Here is an 18257-nt window from a genome sequence, read left to right as displayed (position 1 = left end):
TTTCAAGTTTGAAAGGGAACTGAGGGACTCAGCTTTTTGAATTTCCACAATGAAACTCAAAACTTTCTGATTAAGATCTTGGTCTTTGATTTTCTTCCAGTCCTTATAAAAGGATTTATCTATCAGAATTTTCATTTTTCAGTTCGCTCAAAAAATTAGCTAAGTCCACATATTCTCCAGTCTTCCCACTTTCGATGGCATTTGCCAAAGCTAAATCTTCGGCCAACTCGTCTTTGATAATTGAAAACTCAACGCCAAGAGCTATGGCAAGCTCTTTGATTTGCTTCAAATTTTTGGACGATTTACTTTTTAAAATGATCGCTTCCATGACTCTGATATTTTCTTAAATATACCCAAAAGCACCAAAAATCTGTTGGTTATAAACGTTTGAAATTAAATCCTACTTCTTTGAAGCAATAAAAAAATGTCGCCTAATTTTTCAATTTTCAAATCTTCCAATATTCCAATTATACCTATCTTATCCTCCGTTTCCAACTAGAACTTATTCATGCTTAAAAAACAGCGATACGAAGCTTTTATTTCTCACTTTTCGGAAAACATGCCCATAGCTGAAACGGAACTTCAATACGAAAATCCCTTCCAGCTCTTGGTAGCTGTGGTCCTCTCTGCCCAATGTACAGACAAGCGTGTAAATATTGTAACACGAACTCTTTTTGAGCATTTTCCCACCCCAGCACATTTGGCGGCGACTCATTTTGATGAACTTTTCCCCTACATCCGCTCCATTTCCTATCCCAATAATAAAACGAAACACCTGATCGGATTGGGTAAAATGCTGATGGAGGAGTTTGGCGGAGAGGTTCCGTCCACCGTCGATGAACTAACCAAACTTCCCGGAGTTGGCCGAAAAACTGCCAATGTCATCACCTCTGTAGTATGGAATCAACCCAATATGGCGGTTGACACACATGTTTTCCGGGTGTCCAGACGACTTGGCCTTGTCCCTTTGACTGCTAAAACACCCTATGATGTGGAGAAACAACTTGTCAAACACATCCCCAAACAATACATCCACGTAGCCCATCATTGGCTGATTCTTCATGGGAGATATACTTGTCTAGCGCGCAGACCCAAATGTGAGGAATGCACTATCACCCATTTTTGTAAGTATTTCGAAAAGGCCAACAAGATCGCAGCTAAGGAGGGTGTGCAAAAATAAATGTGCGGGATACATTTAATTTGGGGCAAAAAGGCAAGTAAAAAGTCCATTCAGGCTTTGGTCGATGCCACTCACCACAGAGGTCCGGATCAGTCTGCCATCTATTCTCCCTGGAACGGGCTTTGGATTGGCGTAAATCGCCTCAAAATTCTTCATCATGGGCCAGATGCAGACCAGCCATTTTGGGCTCCAGATGGCAACAGTCTGCTAATTTTGAATGGAGAAATTTACAATTTTCAGGAACTGAGGAGGCTACTGACCAAGATGGGTATCGAATTCATCACGCAATCCGACACCGAGGTTTTATTGCATTACCTGAAGATTTTTGGGCAAAAAGGCCTGGAAAAACTCAATGGAATGTTTTCGATCATTTACATCGACTTGATCAGCAAATCAGTATTGGTAGCAAGAGATCGAAACGGCGAAAAACCACTCTATTATGCCCAAAGCCCAGATAATTTGGTCATCTCTTCAGAATTGAGAGGGATTACAGCTTTTCAAGCTCATGTCCCGGATTGGGATCAGGTTGATCATTATTTTTATTTCCGTGCTCCCGCTCCGGGAAAAACCTTTCATCGAGGAATCAGTGCCTGGAAACCCGGTAGATACAGTACGCTTTTCAGACACGACACTTTCAGATGGGATACGCTCCCGGTACCGCAAGGGAATAATGAACCGCCAAGTCAAACCTCCTTCGCAAAACTCCTGGAAAAAACAGTACTCAATCAATTTCATGCTGATGTACCCGTAGGATTGCTTCTGAGCGGTGGCGCAGACAGTAGTTTGCTATACTCACTTTGGTACAGAAAAACCGGAACTTCACTACCCGCATATACCATTCAGGTTGAGAAAAAGTACCGGTCAAAATACGCAGATGGAGACCAAGCTATTCGGTTTTCCAAACAGATTCCAACCGATCATCATCTCATTGACATCGACCAAAAGGCCTTCTTGGAAAACTGGGAGGAATACATCCGAAGTGTGGATCTTCCCATAGGAGATTCGGCAGGGTTTCTGACTTGGATGATTGGGAAAAAAGCCAAATCCGAGGTAAAAGTCCTGATTTCAGGGGCAGGATCCGATGAGCTCTGGGGTGGGTATCAGCGACATGCCGCATTTGATAAATATTTGCAACTGCAGCGTTTTTGGTGCAAATGGGCAGACTATTTAAAAAAACTGCCTTTTGGAAAAAATTGGAAAAAGTTCACATCAGGAATCCAGCTTGACCCCAATACCACCTTCCTGAATTTCTCCGCCTTGCAAAACCCTCCAACAGAAATGATCGGGGATTATGAGCGAATTTTCAATCCAAAATTACCAGTATACAAGCGAATGCTGGACTTTGACCGGCAAGTTTACCTAGTACAGGACGTTTTAAAAGTCCACGACAATGCCCTGATGGCTCATGGTATCGAAGGCCGCTCGCCCTATCTGGATTCCTCACTTTTGGGGCTATGGCAACGGGTGGAAGATCCTGCACTCCTCCTTGGCAAACCCTGGATTAAGAATTTGCTTCGAGAAAATGAGCTTGGCTGGGTTGCAGATCGAAAGAAGTTTGGTTTTGGACTTCCATTGCAAGAGTGGCTTAACGAATCCGGAGAATTATCCAAAAGAGTATTCGCTACACTCAAGGAGTTTGATAAAACACAGGGTGAAAACTTTTCAGATACGGTAAGACAAATCCTACGGAATCCAGAGTCAGGAGTGAAAACGCAATTCTTAACCCTTTATAATCTGTTTCTTTTGGCAGAATGGTCGAAATTGCGTCTATGAAGGTAATCTACATCCATCAGTATTTCCGAACCCCCGATCAAGGTGGAGCGGTGCGCTCATACCATCTAGCCAAAGGCATGGTGGAGGCTGGAATTGAAGTGGAAATGATTACCACGCATGCCTTATCCGATTATGATCAACGCTGGATCGACGGCATCCGGGTTCATTACCTGCCTGTGGATTATGACCAAAAGTTCGGCTTTTTTAAGCGGATTTGGGCATTTTGGCGCTTTGTAACAAAAGCTAAAAAACTGGTAAAAAAGCTACCAAGACCGGATTTGCTCTACATTACCTCAACCCCCCTCACCACGGGACTGATAGGACTTTGGGTAAAAAAAAGAATGGCCATCCCCTATGTTTTTGAAGTGCGGGATCTTTGGCCGGAAGCCCCGATACAAGTTGGAGCAATCCGTAATCCGGTCACAAAATCCCTGCTCTATTCCCTTGAAAGGAAAATTTACGATCAGGCCTTGAGTTTAGTCGCCCTTTCTCCTGGGATAGCGGCCCATTTGCAGAAAATCAGCCCACAGCGGGAGGTAGCCTTGATTCCGAATTTTTCAGATCTGAACCGATTTTATCCAAAAGAGAAAAATCAAAAATTAGCAGTGGAGCTTGGGATTTCAGCCGGATTGACACTGGTATACACCGGAGCATTGGGTCAGGTAAATGCCGTGGAAGAATTGCTGGAATTGGCTGAAATAGCCCAAAAAAGAGGAAAAAACTGGGGGTTTCTGATCATGGGAACAGGAAGTTTCGAGCAAAGGTTAAGAGATCTCACTAAAGCAAAAAACCTGAAAAATGTCTGGTTCATCCCTTTCGGATCCAAGGAAAAGGTAAACGAAGTCCTTTCCCTGGCAGATTTAGCATGGATTTCTTTTGCGCATTTGCCAGTACTTAAGACAAACAGTCCCAATAAGTTTTTTGACGCCTTGGCTGCCGGAAAGGCTATCATAGTGAATCACAAAGGCTGGGTATACGACTTGGTAAAAACCTACGAACTTGGAATCTCCTGTCTTCCCGGAAAAATGGACGCTGCTTTTGCCAAGCTTGAAAAACTGGAAGAAAATCCTACAGCGCTCGACCGCCTGAGCAAAAACTCAAGAATACTGGCAGAAACCTATTTTTCAAAAGAAATTGCTGTGAGCAGGCTTTTGGAACTGATCAACCCTCAGCCGAAAACAACTACTCAGGGCGGCGCGGTCGATATCCGGACTGCCTGAAAATCTTCTCCACATCCCACTCCATCATCAGCACTGCCAAGTCTACATTCTGGTTGGACTGATAGTCGTCCACAATATTCCAGCCCAGCCATCGTCCCAATCTTCCGGGGGCTTTTGTGGAGATTGCATCCGTAAAAGGGGCTTCTCCGATGTATTTTCTGATTTCAAAGGGGTTAGTCTGGTAAAGCAGTTCATTTTCTACAAAATGGGCCCAAATGAACTCCTCATTTTCAAAGCATTCAGCAATTTCCTCCGGAGTATAACCAATGATAAACTGGTCTGAGGTGCAAGGCATAATTGCTTTGACAAAATGATAAGCCTTCCCATAATACATCATCTCAGACAGCAAGGTGTTGTTTGTGGGGTCAGTGATGTTGTAGCGGGAGGAAATGGCAAGCACGATCATTGGAACCAAATATTCACGTTCATAGCGTACAGCCATGTATCGCGCAATATCGGGCTGAAAACTGTGATCAGCAGGTAGGTAATAGTCCAAACCGATTACAATCATGTCGTCCGTAACAATCAGATCCGAATTGAAGCCGGAGACAAAGGTATAAACCTTGGGTATTTTGAAATCTGGGAAATAGTATTTAACGGACTTGAAGGCATTTTTGAGGTCAGTTTCAATATCAGAAATATCCGCAAACTCCACTTTGACTGAGTCATAGAGTACCCGCAGAGCCGAATCCTGATGAATTTCGAGTAGGCTGGCGGCGAGTGAATCAGGAGAGAAATACATGCTTTCCTGAAGGTACACCTCAGCAAATTCAGGATGCTTGTCCAACAGAAACAAGTAATCCTTTACTGTATTTGCACCAAAGAACTCATCCTCCAAACGGGTAATAGACAAGTCAATGTCCTGATCAAGAATATCGGGATCCAATTCACAGGTTTGGTTTTTTTTGCCACAGGCGAAAACTAAAATCAAGATCGGAATCAGAAAAGCAATTCGGGTAGGCCTCATGGGATGTTGGTTTCAGATTCAAAAATAGGGATTCCAATCTTAATCCATCAATTCGTTCTCCTCTGGCAATCCTAATTTTCCGTTTGCTTCTTCCTTCCTTAATTCCGTATTTTCCAAAGTGAAAAACAGGTGGATCACCGGGCTGGCATTTTTTCGATACCTGACTTTTGGGAAAGTCCTCAATTTCCTTTTGCTGAAAAGCTCTTTTCATTTGAGCCAAATCGTCCAAAGGCCCATCATTTGGGGAAAACCCACAACGCTCAGCATCGAACCGACGACCTCATGCAATCTTCGCTGCCCAGAGTGTCCATCCGGGTTGAGATCCTTCTCCCGTCCCACGGGAATGCTGCAGGAAGCGCTTTATGAAAAGGTCATTGATCAGGTCAAAGGACATCTTACGTGGTTACATCTCTATTTTCAAGGTGAGCCTTTTTTGAATCCCCGGTTTCTGGAAATGGTCACCTACGCTGATCACAAACACATTTTCACTTCTACTTCTACCAACGCGCATTATCTCGGGGAAAATCAAGTGGACGCAATTTTGAAAAGTGGGCTCAAGCAGCTGATCGTATCCATGGATGGAATCACGCAAGAAGTCTATGAGCAATACCGGATAGGGGGAAGTCTGAATAAAGTTCAGGAAGGACTGAGGCGGTTGCTTTCGGAGCGAAAAAAAACCGGACAACAATTCCCGAGAATTGTACTCCAATTTTTGGTAACAGGACAAAATGAGCATCAGCTTCCCGCCTTGAAATCTTGGGCTAAAGCTTTAGAGGTTGACGAACTCCAACTCAAAACCACCCAAATCTATGATTTCGAAAACGGCTCTGAATTGATCCCTTCAAACCTTGGATATTCCCGTTACATTCCTGACGGGATAGGCAAATGGAAGCTGAAAAAGCAACTGGAAAACAAATGTTGGAGAATGTGGCAAGGGGCTGTGGTGACCTGGGACGGAAAGGTCGTCCCCTGTTGCTTTGACAAAGATGCCCGTCATGTGATGGGAGAGCTAGGGGAACAATCGCTTACCTCAATTTGGAATTCTTTGCCCTATTTCAATTTTCGAAAACAATTGCTAGCCGATCGCACTCAGATCGAAATCTGTAGGAATTGTACGGAATAAGCCTGTAAGGGTATTGAGAAACTTTCTCCCTGCCTGGTAAGGGAAATACTTCTCCTTCCCTTTTGATAGTTTAATTTTTCCCATTCCTTCCTGAAAATGGAGAAATGCCGGATAATAATCTTCGAGAATTTTCAAAATATCCAATTTTTTGATCGAAACCACGGTTTCAGCATCACCCAATAAAGTACTTTTTAGACCTATATTTGGTAGAATTAAGAAATTGACGGATTTTTAAATTCTATTTTCCCCCTAATTCACCCGGAACAGTCCTTAAAATCATGGTTTTAAACATAAGAATCTGGTATTTTTTTGCCTTAATCGCCCTGCTGATAGGATCAGTACCTCAAGTCAATGCGCAGCAAAATACTGACCTGACAAGCATCAAAGTCGATGAACTCAGCGATGAACAGGTAGCAGAATTGGTCAAACGGGCCAATGAGGCCGGATTAGGAGTGGATGATTTCCTCCAGATGGCCCAACTCCGGGGAATGCCATCTGTTGAGGTAGAAAAACTCCGCAACCGTATCGGAGAACTGGACTTGGGCGGAAGTACCAGCCGAAGCAGCAAGGCTTCACGTAGAGAGCCACGACAGCAAATGGACCTAAACGAAATCACCCGCGGACTCTATCAACCCCAGGATGAAATCCTGAATCAGGCAACGGGAGAGGAGATTTTCGGAACTTCGCTTTTCTATCAGAAAAACCGGCGCCTTAGCTTTGAGCCAAGCCTCAATCAGGCGACGCCCCAAAGTTATATTCTCGGTCCGGGCGACGTTATTTTTGTGGATATCTACGGACAGTCTGAGCAATATTATGAGGCCACGGTCAACCCTGACGGCTTTGTGATTTTGGACAATATCGGGCCGGTGTCGGTGTCGGGAAAAACCATCACTGAAGCCACGGGAATCATCAAAAGCAGAGTTTCCAGATACTATCCGGGACTTTCGGGCGCCAATCCCAGCACCTTCCTACAAGTGACTTTGGGAAATGTGCGGACAATCAAAGTGCATATTTTAGGCGAGGTCCGATTGCCCGGCACATTTACACTCAGCGCTTTTTCCACCGTCTTCAATGCCCTGTATTCTGCCGGTGGACCGAATGAAAACGGTACCATGCGCGCTATCAAAGTAATACGGAATAATAAGCCGATAGCAACGATTGATGTGTACGATTTACTCATCAACGGAACAGCCGATTTGGATTTGCAACTTCAGGATCAAGATGTCATTCTAGTACCGCCATTCCAATCCAGAATCAAAGTCAAGGGAGAGGTAAAGCGCCCGATGACGTTTGAAATAAGCCCCGAAGATACCTTTGAAAATCTCCTGAACTATGCCGGTGGATTTACAGATTTGGCGTTCAAAGACCGTGTTGCAATCTCCAGAATCACCGGAAATCAGCGCTCGGTTTCGGATGTGTACCAAAACCAATTCAACCTTTTCCTCCTGAAAGGCGGGGATGAAATTACCGTAAGCAAAATTCTAAACCGCTTCAGTAATCGTGTCCAGATCAGAGGCGCAGTTTATAGGGAAGGCACATTTGCACTTTCGGAAGGCTTGACACTGTCCCAGTTGGTAAAAAATGCCGAGGGTCTTAGAGGCGACGCCTACACCGAGCGTGCGAGCATCCTTAGAACCAAGCCGGATCTCAGCACAGAGATGATCGAAGTCAATCTGAAGAATGTTTTGGCAGGAACCGCCCCGGATGTAAGGCTACAGCGCGAGGATGTGATTCGAATTTCCAGCATCTATGATGTTCAGAATGAGCGCTACGTCCAGATTTTGGGCGAAGTGAAAAAGCCGGGAACCTATCCCTATTCCCAGTCCATGAAGATCGAGGAACTGATCATTCTGGCGGGAGGACTACAGGAATCAGCCAATTCTCAGGACATCGAAATCGCCAGAAGACTGGAAGATTCAGACCTTGGAACCCTTTCTGACATCATTCCTGCACGGGTCAATCCGGACCTTTCCATCAATACCAGCTCCCAATCCCTTCAGCCCTTTGATCAGGTAATCATTCGGAAAAGGGCAAATTTCACCATGCAAAGACTGGTGGCTGTCGAGGGGCAGGTGAATTCTCCGGGAATTTTTGCCATTCAAAACAGTGTTGAACGAATCTCTGATTTGATAAATCGCGCAGGAGGACTGAATCAGTTTGCTTATTCCAAAGGCGCGACTTTGATCCGTCGGACCGAATTTTTCAACACAGAATCTGAGCAAATCAGAAGACAGCGGAACCTGGAGGCCTTGAAAATGAAGTTGATCGAAGATCCCAACAATTCCGAAGCACAGGAAGAAATGCTGCAGCGCCTATTCCGGGACTTACCTGCGGAAAAAATCAATCCTATCGACACAAGTATTTCCAACGCCAAAAAAGAATCCTTGGATCAAATTGCAGAAGGAACTCCCGGATTTGCCGTGAAACTTAAAGAGACTGAAGCAGTAGCGATTGATTTACAGAAAATCATCGACAACCCAGGTTCGGAAAACGACCTGATTCTCGAAGAAGGGGATATCCTCTCCATTCCAAAACTTCTGCAGACTGTCCGCATGCGGGGAGATGTGGTTTACCCGACCACCCTGCGCCATGAAACAGGACGCGGTCTGAAACACTACATCAACGGGGCCGGCGGCTTTGAGCGTCGTGCCAACAAAAAACAAACCTACGTGGTCTATGCAAACGGGGCAGTGAAACGCACCAAAGGCTTTTTCGGAATCCGCAATTTCCCTCCAATCGAACCTGGAGCAGAAGTGATCGTACCCACCAAAGGACCAAAAATGCCTATCCGGCTGGGAGACGTGGTTGGTGTAACTACCGGCCTGGCCACGCTTGCTTTGGTTTTATCTCAAATCAACAGGTAATGGCAGATTCGAAGCATTTTTCAGAGAATCAGTTTACGCTCAAAGAGGTCTTTCAAAACCTCGGGGAATGGTTTGGCTATTTTCTTTCCAAGTGGAAAATTCTCCTTCTCGCAGGAATCATCGGTATGGGTTTAGGCGCATTGGTTTCGATCTTTAAAAAGCCGGTTTTCCATGCCGAAACTTCCTTTGTGCTCGAAGAGGGCGAAGGAGGAGGGATCGGGCAAATGTCAGGTTTAGCTTCGCTCGTCGGAGTAAACCTGGGGTCCTTGGGCAGCACCAGTGGACTCTTTCAGGGTGACAACATCATGGAGCTTTACCGCTCAGACCGGATGCTCGGGGAGGCATTGCTCAGCCCCTTCAATGATAGGCAATTGTTGATTGACCGTTTTGTCGAGTTTCAGGAACTGGATAAAAAGTGGAAATCAAAAGTCAATTTTGCGGACTTGGATTTTTCTGATCCGAGAGAAAAATTCTCAGTCACTCAAGACTCAGTCGTGATGGAAGTGTCGAAATTGATCCGTGAAAATCAGCTTTCTGTAAGCAAACCTGATCGAAAGCTCAGTATCATTCAAGTCAGCATTTCTTCGAAGGATGAGCTTTTTGCCAAGGCGTTCAATGAGAAGCTGGTGGAAAAGGTGAATTCTTTCTACCTCGAAACCAAAACCAAAAAAACGGGTGAAAACCTGGCTATTCTCCAAACTCAGGCGGATAGTGTGCGGGTAATTTTGGACCAAAGTATCGGTGCTTATGCCAGTGCCACAGACCGGGTTCCCAATGCGAACCCGCTGCTGAGTTCGGCCACAGTTGAAAGCAGGAAAAGGCAAATAGATGTGCAGGCAACCGGTGCGGTATATCAGGAGATTGTCAAAAACCTGGAAATCGCCAAAGTCAATCACCGAAACAATTCCCCTTTGATCCAGATCATTGACTCTCCGAGGCTTCCCTTGAAGCGGTCTGAGATTCGTTTGGTCAAAGGAATCGTCCTCGGAGCGATCATAACCGGAATAATCGTGATTTTTGGGCTCTATTTCCGCAGGCTGTTCCAAAAACATGTGCAGGAAAGCTAAACCCAAGCTGCCATGTTTGAAAAACTAAACCTGCTCATTCCTTTTGGAAATTTTATCCGAAACAAGTCGATCCAGAATTTCCTGTTTTTGGCCATTATTCAGTCATCGAATGTGCTGATTTCGATCATTTCCATGCCTTTGCTTATCCAAAGTATTGGCGTGGATCAGTTTGGACTGGTCAATCTGGCGCTATCGGTGATCATCCTGCTCAACATTTTGGTTGGCTTTGGGTATAACCTCAGTGCCCCCAGGGAAGTCGCTATTCTTCAGGGAAACAAAGAGGCACTTTCACATGTGGTCTCCAATGTCTTTTCGGGAAAAGTCCTTCTTGCTGCCCTTGCTGCCTTTATGATCTTGATTGGGGTTTTTGGACTCAACCTCTTCGAGGGGTATCAGATGATTTTGGTTTTTTCGGTGCTGTTACTGTTCTCTGAAGCCACCCTTCCGCTATGGTTTTTTCAGGGTATGGAAAAAATGAAACTGGTGTCCATTGCCAATATCTTCTCCAAACTACTCTTCCTGATGGGCATCGTGTTGTTCATTCATTCTCCGGAGCAGAGCAAATGGGTGAATTTTCTAATGGGCTTTTTCGGGCTGGGCATCAATCTGTTACTCTTGGCCTATATCCATTCTTTTCTAGGTATTCAGTTTTACAGACCGGAGTTTTCAGCAATCTGGAAAAGCCTAAAGGACAATTCGCTGTTGTTTTTAAGCAATCTGGCGAGTCATATTTCCATCAATGGAGGACTTATTATTCTGAGCTTTTTCTCCGTAGCAGAGACCCTCGGCATGTATAGCTTAGCCGAGCGGGTGATTATGGTGTTAAGGATGTTTCCGGCACTGATTATTCAAGCAATTTTCCCCAGCGCATCCCGACTTTTCAAAGAAAATCAAACTGCATTTTATGTCTTTTTAAAGCGCGTTTATTTTCGAGTCTTGGGTATTGGAGCGATTATTTCCACTAGCGCATATTTCTCTGCTCCATTTATCATCAAAGTGCTTTCCCGTTCAGAGTTGGAGGAATCCGTAATTTACTTACAGATTCTATCCATCGTTCCCTTTTTGGCTTGCCTGAATATTGGCAATATCACGATAATGCTTGTTTCGGATCTGAAACAGCTGCTTTTCCGTGCTTCATGGATGATGTGCGCATATATGGTGACGGTCTCCTTGATTTTGACCTCCATGCTGGGTGCAATTGGACTATGCCTTGCTATTGCTTCCACAGAAATAGTCGTGTTTTTAATCTGTCTGGTGTTGCTTTACAGACATAACCGGACATTAGTTCATGGCTTTTACTCCTGATACTTCGATCGCCGTCATTTTGGTCAACTGGAACGGGTTTGATTTTACCAAGGCCTGTTTGGATTCGTTGCGCAAAGTTGATTTTCCTGATTTTAAGCTCATTTTAATAGACAATGCTTCACAAAATCAGGAAGGTCTTCGACTGAAAAGAGCTTATCCGGAAATCGAGTTGATTGAAAATTCTGAAAACCTGGGGTTTTCGGGCGGAAATAATGTTGGAATTCGCTTTGCACTTCATCAAGGCTTCTCTCATCTGATGCTTCTCAACAATGACACAATAGTCGAACCTGATTTTTTGGGAGAAATGATGCGAAAATTTCTTCAAAGTCCAGGGTTGGGCGTGGTACAACCATTGATAATTTTTCAGCATGATCCTAAAATCATCTGGAGCGCAGGGGGAAAATGGATGCCATCATTGTACCGGGCCATTACCCTTGGAGATCGTGAGCCACTTGCAGATTTTCGATGCAAAAAGGAAAATTTGGATTGGGCTACGGGATGCTGCATGCTTATTTCCCGTGAAGCCATTTTGGCAACCGGTCTTCTCAATGAGCAATACTTTGCCTATTTTGAAGATGTGGAATGGTCTCTGAGATTTCGAAAAGCCGGATTTGGGATTGCCTTAGCTGAGAAAGCGGTGATCTATCATGAAGCTGGAGCCTCCTCCAAAAAGAATCATTCCGAAGGGACATTGAGTCCCAAGGTGTTTTACTTTCATGTTCGAAATCAATTGTTGTTGATTCGGGGAATTCACCAATGCTCCACGAGTCGCGGTAAAACCTTTGGCGGTTTGATATATCACCTTTGCCGCTTTACGCTCTGGTTAGGTTATTTTCTAATCAGAGGCAGATTTCAGAAAATGAAAGCTGTGGCAAAGGGAATTCGAGACGGGCTGACTTTGCCTATTCAACCCGCTCCAATATGGCCTTAATCTTCTTCATTGGTATTGCTATAGCGGTCGGTGCAGGATTCCTGTGGGTTGTTCAAGAGATGATTTTCAGGGGGAGATGGAGCTATTTTATTTTTTTCCTGACAGCATTTCTCCCTTTCTACATTACCAGCCTAAGTGTAGTTTACCTGGCCACACAGTCTGCTGAGGTTGTTGGCATGTTCCAGATTTTTAAAGAAGTCATAGTATTGGTGGCGATACTTGTTTTTCTATTTTACCAAAAGGGTATTTTTGATTATCCCTTTCGCCTTCAGTCCACCGATTGGATGATGTTGGCCTTTCTCTGCCTTGGATTTTTGTATTTGTTACTACCTCTGGGAGAGGCTTCCTTTATTAATAAGGCATTGTACTATAAAAGTATGCTAATACCGGGATTGGTGTATTTCCTAGGTAGAAATACCCGTTTTTCTAAACTGGAAATCGGGTGGATATTTAAAATCATTTTCGCCGTCGCTATTGGAGCCTTTTTGGTCAATTGTGTGGAAAGCTTCCTGCTAGACTCACATCTCCAGCAACTTACGGGCTATGCACTTTACAATCAGGCCATCAATGACATCGACCCAAGTGGGAATTTCGGGCTGACTTGGACCTTTGAAACTCAGGCGGTCACCAAGCGACTTGCAAGCTTTTTCTCAGATCCTTTGGAGTTGGCAAGTTCGGTGCTGATGGGTTTTGCCGCGGGTTTAATTTGGTTTTTGACCTCCAAAAAAGAATACAACTGGCCTTACCTTTTGGTGATGGCCTGCTCTTTGGGAAGTCTGGTTTTTTCGGCTTCCAGAGCGGCATTTGGGGCATTTTTTATCATGATTTTTTTTGTGGCGCTGGTCTTTAAACTTTACAAACTTATCGGAGCGGGCTTTCTGGTATTAGTCTGTTTTGGGGTTTATGTAATTGGGTTTGCATCGGATGATTTTTACTTTTTTGTGTTGGATACCATCACCTTCGAAAACTCTTCAAGCCTTGGCCACGTGGTCGAATGGCTTTTGGCATTGGACTCCATGGTAGCCAATCCGCTGGGGATTGGACTTGCTATGAGTGGAAATGCCGGAAGCGTTACGGATGAACTGCGAGTAGGGGGTGAAAATCAATTTCTGATATATGGGGTACAGTTGGGCTGGCTGGGGATGATGCTTTACATTCTCACTATGGCGACGGGTGTCGTCTTGAGCCTCAGGGTATTTTATCAAACTGAGAATACGATGACCGCACGGCTTGCATTTGTAGGAGCGGTCACCAAAGTCGGCTTGCTTCTTCCTCTCTTCACTGCTAATGCAGAAATGTATACTTATGTTGCCTGGTTGTCTTGGTGGATGATTGGATACAATGTGAAGGAATATAGTTTTATTAAAAACACATCAAACCAAATCTTTCCTGGACTCAGGCAATAATTGATTTTACCTAAAATCACTTAACTTGTTTTGTGAATTTTTCTGAGCAATCCATTGCTGATTGCTGAACAAGGTTCCATTAACTGTCTACCCAACAATTAACCTCCAATTGAAAGTCCTCCTCGACCTCCAATACCTCAACGTCGCCTCCACCGGGATCAAAACCTACATGATGGAACTGGCGAAAGCGGCCCGGAAATATCCGAATCCTGGGATTGAATGGATTTTTACCCATGAACCTGAAGCGCAGGCATCTGATAAAACCTATAAATCCACCCTCTCCAAAGTCCAGAAACTCAACTATCATTTGGACTATTTCAGATGGAAGGAGTTCCAGCTCCCGGATCTAATCAAAAAGCACAAACCGGATGTCTTGATCTGTGCCGATTTTGTTTCTCCCGCAGCTTCCCTGCCTTGTCGAAGGCTGACGGTAATTCATGATGCATTTTTCTGGCAGATGCCTAAAAACTACTCCAAGTGGTGGCGCAAATACTTCACCAGCCTGATCAGGAAAGGCTTGAAGGAAAAAACCGAAATCATCACCACATCAGAATATTCCCGCAATTCCCTACTTGAACATCTCGGGGATTCATTTCCTATTTCGGTGGTATACCAAGCCCCAAAAGGACTGAAAGCACCTGCTGATCCTACTTTTCTAGCTAAAAACAAGTTAACTACACAAGACTATTTTCTCCATATCGGCACATTTGACAAGCGTAAAAATCTTCCGCTGCTTGTCAAAGCTTATGCAGAATTCCTTGCCAAATCCTCATCAGATAAAAAGCTTGTTCTAGCCGGCGGACCGGGCGAAAGCAAGCAGATGAATGACCTTCCTGCAGTTGAGAATTTGGTTCGGGAATGTGGGTTGGAGGGCAAAGTCCTCCTTCCAGGCTATATCACAGACGGGGAAATCAAAGCCTTGTACCAAGGAGCTTTGGGGTACATATTTCCTTCGGAAAATGAAGGCTTCGGAATTCCCATTTTGGAAGCATTTGGCTTTGGTGTTCCGGTCATCCATTCCGATCAGCAGGCACTTTTAGAAGTGGCCGGTGGTGCAGGTTTGTCATTTGAAACGGGAAATCAGGCTGATTTGACGGAAAAATTGATACTTTTGGGACGTGAGAATGAGCTTAGGTCCAAGTTAATCCAGTTGGGAAAGACTCGATCAAAGGACTTTTCCGCACAAAAATTTATCGAAGCTTTTCAAAAGATTATCTTAAGTTCTACACCAATTACATGAGGCAAATCACCTGTCCGGTTTGTAAAACTTCCCCCCAAAAACCAAACAAAAATCAATCTATTGTCAGCTGCGATTACTGCGGCACCGGATGGACTTTTCTTTCAAAAGACATTGATTCAGACTCACTCTACACTGACGAAGTCTACGCCTTAGTCGACAATCGGAAATCTGTTTTCGAGCGTATTATTTTTTTGGAAGCTGAAAAAATCCTAAAAACTGCTCGATCCATTCATCCACACGCAGTTACAGTGTTGGATTTTGGTTCAGGGAAAGGGCAGTTTTTAGCCGTGGCCAAAGGCTTGGGCTGGAAAGGTTTGGGAATCGAAACAGCAATAGAACGCGCCGCTTTTGCTAAGGAAAAATATCAAGTTGAGGTCTTTGTTGAACGCTATGAAGAAGGCCAAATTGGGCTGGACGGATTTGATTTCATCACGCTGAATCATGTCCTTGAACATTTGCCCGATCCTATTAAATTGATCAATGAGCTTCTTGAAAAAAATCTTGCTCCAAACGGTCTGGTCTATGTCGAAGTTCCCCGTGCTGATTCTTGGCAATCAACGATAGCCGGCGATAAATGGATCCATTGGGATATTCCAAGGCATTTAACCCACTGGACAGAATCAGCACTGGAAAATGAGTTTGCAAAAATTGGCTTTCAAAAAGTAAGAGTTCGAAGATTTTCAATCCATCTCGGGATTTTGGGAATGTTGCAGGCCATACTTTCCAAAGTAGGATTTCGGGAAAACCTTATCCTACACTTGAAGCGAAAAAAATCCTTTGGATTGCTTATAGCTGTAGGTATTTTCTTACCCTTTGCATCGATATTGGAGTTGATTGCTGCTGGTTTTGGAAAATCAGGAATTTTGGGAGTATACCTTAAAAGAAATGCCTAAGCCTCGAAACGTACTTTTTCTTCAAAGTTCTTCAGAATGCTATGGTTCCGGCAAGATCATTCTTCAGGTTTTGCGGATTTACAGAAAGGAAGGATTCAATCCGGTTGTACTTCTGACGAACTCAGGCCCACTACAGGTGATTTTGGAGTTGGAAGGCTTCTCGGTTTACGTTCAAAATCTGGGAATCCTCCGTCGGAAATATGTCAACCCGACTGGTTTACTCAACAGATTGAGTAAAAACCTAAAAGCCTATCGATTTCTCACCAAACTCCATCAGAAATACCAGTTTGAGCTGGTTTATTCGAACACACTTGCGGTAATCGTTGGTGCTTTTTGGACCAAAAGGAGGCAAATTCCGCATGTTTGGCATATCCATGAAATCCTTCCCGGACCAAAGCCTTTAGTAAAAATGTTGGCCAGTTTACTGGACCAAAGCACTCCAAATCCCATCGCCGTCTCGAATGCAGTAGCAGACCATTGGCAGCCTCTTTTGAAGAAATCCAAAATTGAAGTGATCCACAATGGAATTCCTTATGGAGATTACCTCGAAGATTATCCCAGTGCGAAAAAGGAATTGGGACTCACCAAAAGTCCTATCACCATCGGAATGATCGGCCGGATCAATCCGGGAAAAGGACAGCTTTTCTTCCTGGAACTAGCCGATCAGCTTTCAAAGAAGTATCCAAATACGCACTTTATACTCGTAGGAGATCCATTTCCGGGATACGAACCGATTTTGGAAGAGATCAAAAAAGAAATCAGAGACAAGAGTTTAGAAACAAGAGTTACCTATCTCGGTTTTCGTGAAGATATTCCAAAAGTCATGGCAGCCCTTGATGTCTTTGTTTTGCCTTCGATTTTGCCTGATTCATTTCCTACCGTGATCTTGGAAGCCATGGCCGCCGGGAGACCTGTTGTCGCAACGCAATCCGGAGGTGCGTCAGAGATGGTTTCTGATGGAGAAACCGGCCTTTTAATCCCCATTTCCTCCGTAGAAAAAGGGGTAGATGCTTTGGAAAAGTTAATTCAGGATATTGAGTTACGCCAACGATTTGGCGATGCAGGAAGAAAGCGAGTTCTAAACGTATACAGCTTGGAGGCTTTCGAAGAAAAAATCAAAACACACCTATGGCTGCACCTGAAAAAAAGCTAAAAGTCGCCATCATGGGGGCCAAAGGCTATCCCTATGTCTATGGTGGATACGACACGATGATCAAGGAACTGGGCGAGCGATTGGTTATCAAAGGAGTGCATGTACGTGTATATAATCATCGGGCTTTATTTGCAGATCGACCTCGATTTGTCAATGGAATTGAATGCATTTATACCCCTGCTATCGAGTCCAAGAGCCTGACTCAACTGACACATACCTTCTTTTCGATGATCCATGCCTGCTTCTCGGATGTGGATGTGATTTTTGTGGTAAATAGCGGCAATGGCCCTTTTGGCTTGATTTCAAAACTTTTTGGGAAACCTACAGCGATAAATGTCGATGGGCTGGAATGGTTGCGCCCCAAATGGAAAGGCTTGGGTTCAAAATATTTCTTCTGGGCTTCCAAGATGGCAACCAAATTCTACGATCAAATCATCAACGACTCCGATGAAATGCGTCGTGTATATCTGGAGCTTTTCAAGGCAGATTCCAAAGTAATCGCTTATGGAGCTAATCCACGCGAAGCTGTGGAATCCAAACCAATCAAGAAATGGAATTTGGCAAGCCAAGGTTATTTGCTTATTGTCGGAAGGTTGGTGCCGGACAATAATGCGGATCTGATCATTGAAGGCTTTTTGAAGTCCGATTCCCTACGAAAATTGGTGATTGTCGGCGATGTTCCTTTTGAAGATGCTTGGGCAAATCGGTTGAAGAATCTGAAGGACGAGCGGCTTCTTTTCACGGGATACGTGAAGGACCCGAATGAATTGGCGGCACTATACTCACACTGCTACGCCTATTTCCACGGACATGAGTTTGGTGGGACCAATCCGGCGATGTTGAAAGCCTTGGGATACGGATGTGCGATTTTGGCATTGGACACCCCATTCAATCAGGAAATGCTTCAAAACGGAAAGCATGGTTGGTATTTTGAGAAAAATCCAGAATCCCTGAAGGAGATTGTGGAAAAAGCTGAGGCTGAACCCGAAAAAATGAATGAATTCCGCCTAATTGCCCGATCCGGATTGACTCAGAAGTACAATTGGGATTATGTGACGGAGCAGTATTTGGAGGTTTTTTTTAGCTTGGTGAAAAATTAGTTCTCACAGATCTGCACAGAAAAGAACACAGATTA

The 18257-nt window shown here is 44.3% G+C and carries 15 protein-coding genes; 13 read left to right on the top strand and 2 right to left on the bottom strand.

The features are described 5' to 3' along the window. Window positions 1-115: 115 nt before the first annotated feature. Window positions 116-328 (bottom strand): hypothetical protein, encoded by a 213-nt coding sequence (locus Q8M62_RS19765; protein WP_304902583.1) that lies wholly within the window; start codon window positions 326-328, stop codon window positions 116-118. Between the two features lie 180 nt (window positions 329-508). Between Q8M62_RS19765 and nth the strand changes: the two genes are divergently transcribed. From nth to Q8M62_RS19750, 3 genes are read left to right on the top strand one after another with little or no spacing between them, the layout of a single operon-like run. Further along, entirely contained in the window at window positions 509-1180 is a 672-nt protein-coding gene (gene nth / locus Q8M62_RS19760) for an endonuclease III (RefSeq protein ID WP_092728026.1), read from the top strand. Then, on the top strand, window positions 1181-2953 hold the full coding sequence (asnB, locus tag Q8M62_RS19755; RefSeq protein ID WP_304902582.1) for an asparagine synthase (glutamine-hydrolyzing): 1773 nt from the start codon (window positions 1181-1183) through the stop codon (window positions 2951-2953). It begins immediately after the preceding gene. Next, window positions 2950-4173, top strand: a complete 1224-nt coding sequence (locus tag Q8M62_RS19750) for a glycosyltransferase family 4 protein (RefSeq protein ID WP_304902581.1) — start codon at window positions 2950-2952, stop codon at window positions 4171-4173. The genes asnB and Q8M62_RS19750 overlap by 4 nt, the downstream gene beginning before the upstream one ends. On the opposite strand, the gene gldB is transcribed toward Q8M62_RS19750, so the two are convergent. Then, on the bottom strand, window positions 4136-5140 hold the full coding sequence (gldB, locus tag Q8M62_RS19745; RefSeq protein ID WP_304902580.1) for a gliding motility lipoprotein GldB: 1005 nt from the start codon (window positions 5138-5140) through the stop codon (window positions 4136-4138). The two genes, Q8M62_RS19750 and gldB, sit on opposite strands and share 38 nt — an antisense overlap. Window positions 5141-5258: 118 nt before the next feature. On the opposite strand from gldB, the gene Q8M62_RS19740 reads away from it, so the two are divergent. The 10 genes from Q8M62_RS19740 (at window position 5259) to Q8M62_RS19695 (ending at window position 18222) form a co-directional block, all read left to right on the top strand. Beyond that, complete coding sequence (locus Q8M62_RS19740; protein WP_304902579.1) at window positions 5259-6263, top strand: radical SAM/SPASM domain-containing protein; 1005 nt, start codon at window positions 5259-5261, stop codon at window positions 6261-6263. Between the two features lie 278 nt (window positions 6264-6541). Beyond that, window positions 6542-9127, top strand: coding sequence for an SLBB domain-containing protein (locus tag Q8M62_RS19735; protein ID WP_304902578.1), 2586 nt, complete (start codon window positions 6542-6544; stop codon window positions 9125-9127). Continuing rightward, window positions 9127-10194: an exopolysaccharide biosynthesis protein gene (locus Q8M62_RS19730; protein ID WP_304902577.1), complete on the top strand. Its 1068-nt coding sequence runs from the start codon at window positions 9127-9129 to the stop codon at window positions 10192-10194. Before Q8M62_RS19735 ends, Q8M62_RS19730 begins: the two co-directional genes overlap by 1 nt. 12 nt (window positions 10195-10206) lie before the next feature. After that, window positions 10207-11499, top strand: coding sequence for an oligosaccharide flippase family protein (locus Q8M62_RS19725; protein ID WP_304902576.1), 1293 nt, complete (start codon window positions 10207-10209; stop codon window positions 11497-11499). Further along, complete coding sequence (locus Q8M62_RS19720) at window positions 11483-12430, top strand: glycosyltransferase family 2 protein (protein ID WP_304902575.1); 948 nt, start codon at window positions 11483-11485, stop codon at window positions 12428-12430. Before Q8M62_RS19725 ends, Q8M62_RS19720 begins: the two co-directional genes overlap by 17 nt. After that, entirely contained in the window at window positions 12421-13836 is a 1416-nt protein-coding gene (locus Q8M62_RS19715) for an O-antigen ligase (RefSeq protein WP_304902574.1), read from the top strand. Before Q8M62_RS19720 ends, Q8M62_RS19715 begins: the two co-directional genes overlap by 10 nt. 109 nt (window positions 13837-13945) lie before the next feature. After that, window positions 13946-15076 (top strand): glycosyltransferase family 1 protein, encoded by a 1131-nt coding sequence (locus tag Q8M62_RS19710; protein ID WP_305668240.1) that lies wholly within the window; start codon window positions 13946-13948, stop codon window positions 15074-15076. Beyond that, window positions 15073-15969, top strand: coding sequence for a methyltransferase domain-containing protein (locus Q8M62_RS19705; protein WP_304900417.1), 897 nt, complete (start codon window positions 15073-15075; stop codon window positions 15967-15969). Before Q8M62_RS19710 ends, Q8M62_RS19705 begins: the two co-directional genes overlap by 4 nt. Beyond that, window positions 15962-17122 (top strand): glycosyltransferase family 4 protein, encoded by a 1161-nt coding sequence (locus tag Q8M62_RS19700; RefSeq protein ID WP_304900416.1) that lies wholly within the window; start codon window positions 15962-15964, stop codon window positions 17120-17122. The genes Q8M62_RS19705 and Q8M62_RS19700 overlap by 8 nt, the downstream gene beginning before the upstream one ends. Further along, window positions 17098-18222 (top strand): glycosyltransferase, encoded by a 1125-nt coding sequence (locus Q8M62_RS19695; RefSeq protein WP_304900415.1) that lies wholly within the window; start codon window positions 17098-17100, stop codon window positions 18220-18222. Before Q8M62_RS19700 ends, Q8M62_RS19695 begins: the two co-directional genes overlap by 25 nt. Window positions 18223-18257: the final 35 nt, after the last annotated feature.

It is taken from the genome of Algoriphagus sp., from assembly GCF_030694375.1.
In the GTDB taxonomy this organism is placed as follows: Bacteria; Bacteroidota; Bacteroidia; order Cytophagales; family Cyclobacteriaceae; genus Algoriphagus.
The sequence above is the reverse complement of the archived record's forward strand: the minus strand, read 5'-3'. Positions and strand labels throughout refer to the sequence as shown.

Bases quoted from the DNA above. Each gene is read 5' to 3' on its own strand.
- Q8M62_RS19765 (WP_304902583.1), bottom strand. From the start codon at position 328: ATGGAAGCGATCATTTTAAAAAGTAAATCGTCCAAAAATTTGAAGCAA.
- nth (WP_092728026.1), top strand. From the start codon at position 509: ATGCTTAAAAAACAGCGATACGAAGCTTTTATTTCTCACTTTTCGGAA.
- asnB (WP_304902582.1), top strand. From the start codon at position 1,181: ATGTGCGGGATACATTTAATTTGGGGCAAAAAGGCAAGTAAAAAGTCC.
- Q8M62_RS19750 (WP_304902581.1), top strand. From the start codon at position 2,950: ATGAAGGTAATCTACATCCATCAGTATTTCCGAACCCCCGATCAAGGT.
- gldB (WP_304902580.1), bottom strand. From the start codon at position 5,140: ATGAGGCCTACCCGAATTGCTTTTCTGATTCCGATCTTGATTTTAGTT.
- Q8M62_RS19735 (WP_304902578.1), top strand. From the start codon at position 6,542: ATGGTTTTAAACATAAGAATCTGGTATTTTTTTGCCTTAATCGCCCTG.
- Q8M62_RS19730 (WP_304902577.1), top strand. From the start codon at position 9,127: ATGGCAGATTCGAAGCATTTTTCAGAGAATCAGTTTACGCTCAAAGAG.
- Q8M62_RS19725 (WP_304902576.1), top strand. From the start codon at position 10,207: ATGTTTGAAAAACTAAACCTGCTCATTCCTTTTGGAAATTTTATCCGA.
- Q8M62_RS19720 (WP_304902575.1), top strand. From the start codon at position 11,483: ATGGCTTTTACTCCTGATACTTCGATCGCCGTCATTTTGGTCAACTGG.
- Q8M62_RS19715 (WP_304902574.1), top strand. From the start codon at position 12,421: ATGGCCTTAATCTTCTTCATTGGTATTGCTATAGCGGTCGGTGCAGGA.
- Q8M62_RS19705 (WP_304900417.1), top strand. From the start codon at position 15,073: ATGAGGCAAATCACCTGTCCGGTTTGTAAAACTTCCCCCCAAAAACCA.
- Q8M62_RS19700 (WP_304900416.1), top strand. From the start codon at position 15,962: ATGCCTAAGCCTCGAAACGTACTTTTTCTTCAAAGTTCTTCAGAATGC.
- Q8M62_RS19695 (WP_304900415.1), top strand. From the start codon at position 17,098: ATGGCTGCACCTGAAAAAAAGCTAAAAGTCGCCATCATGGGGGCCAAA.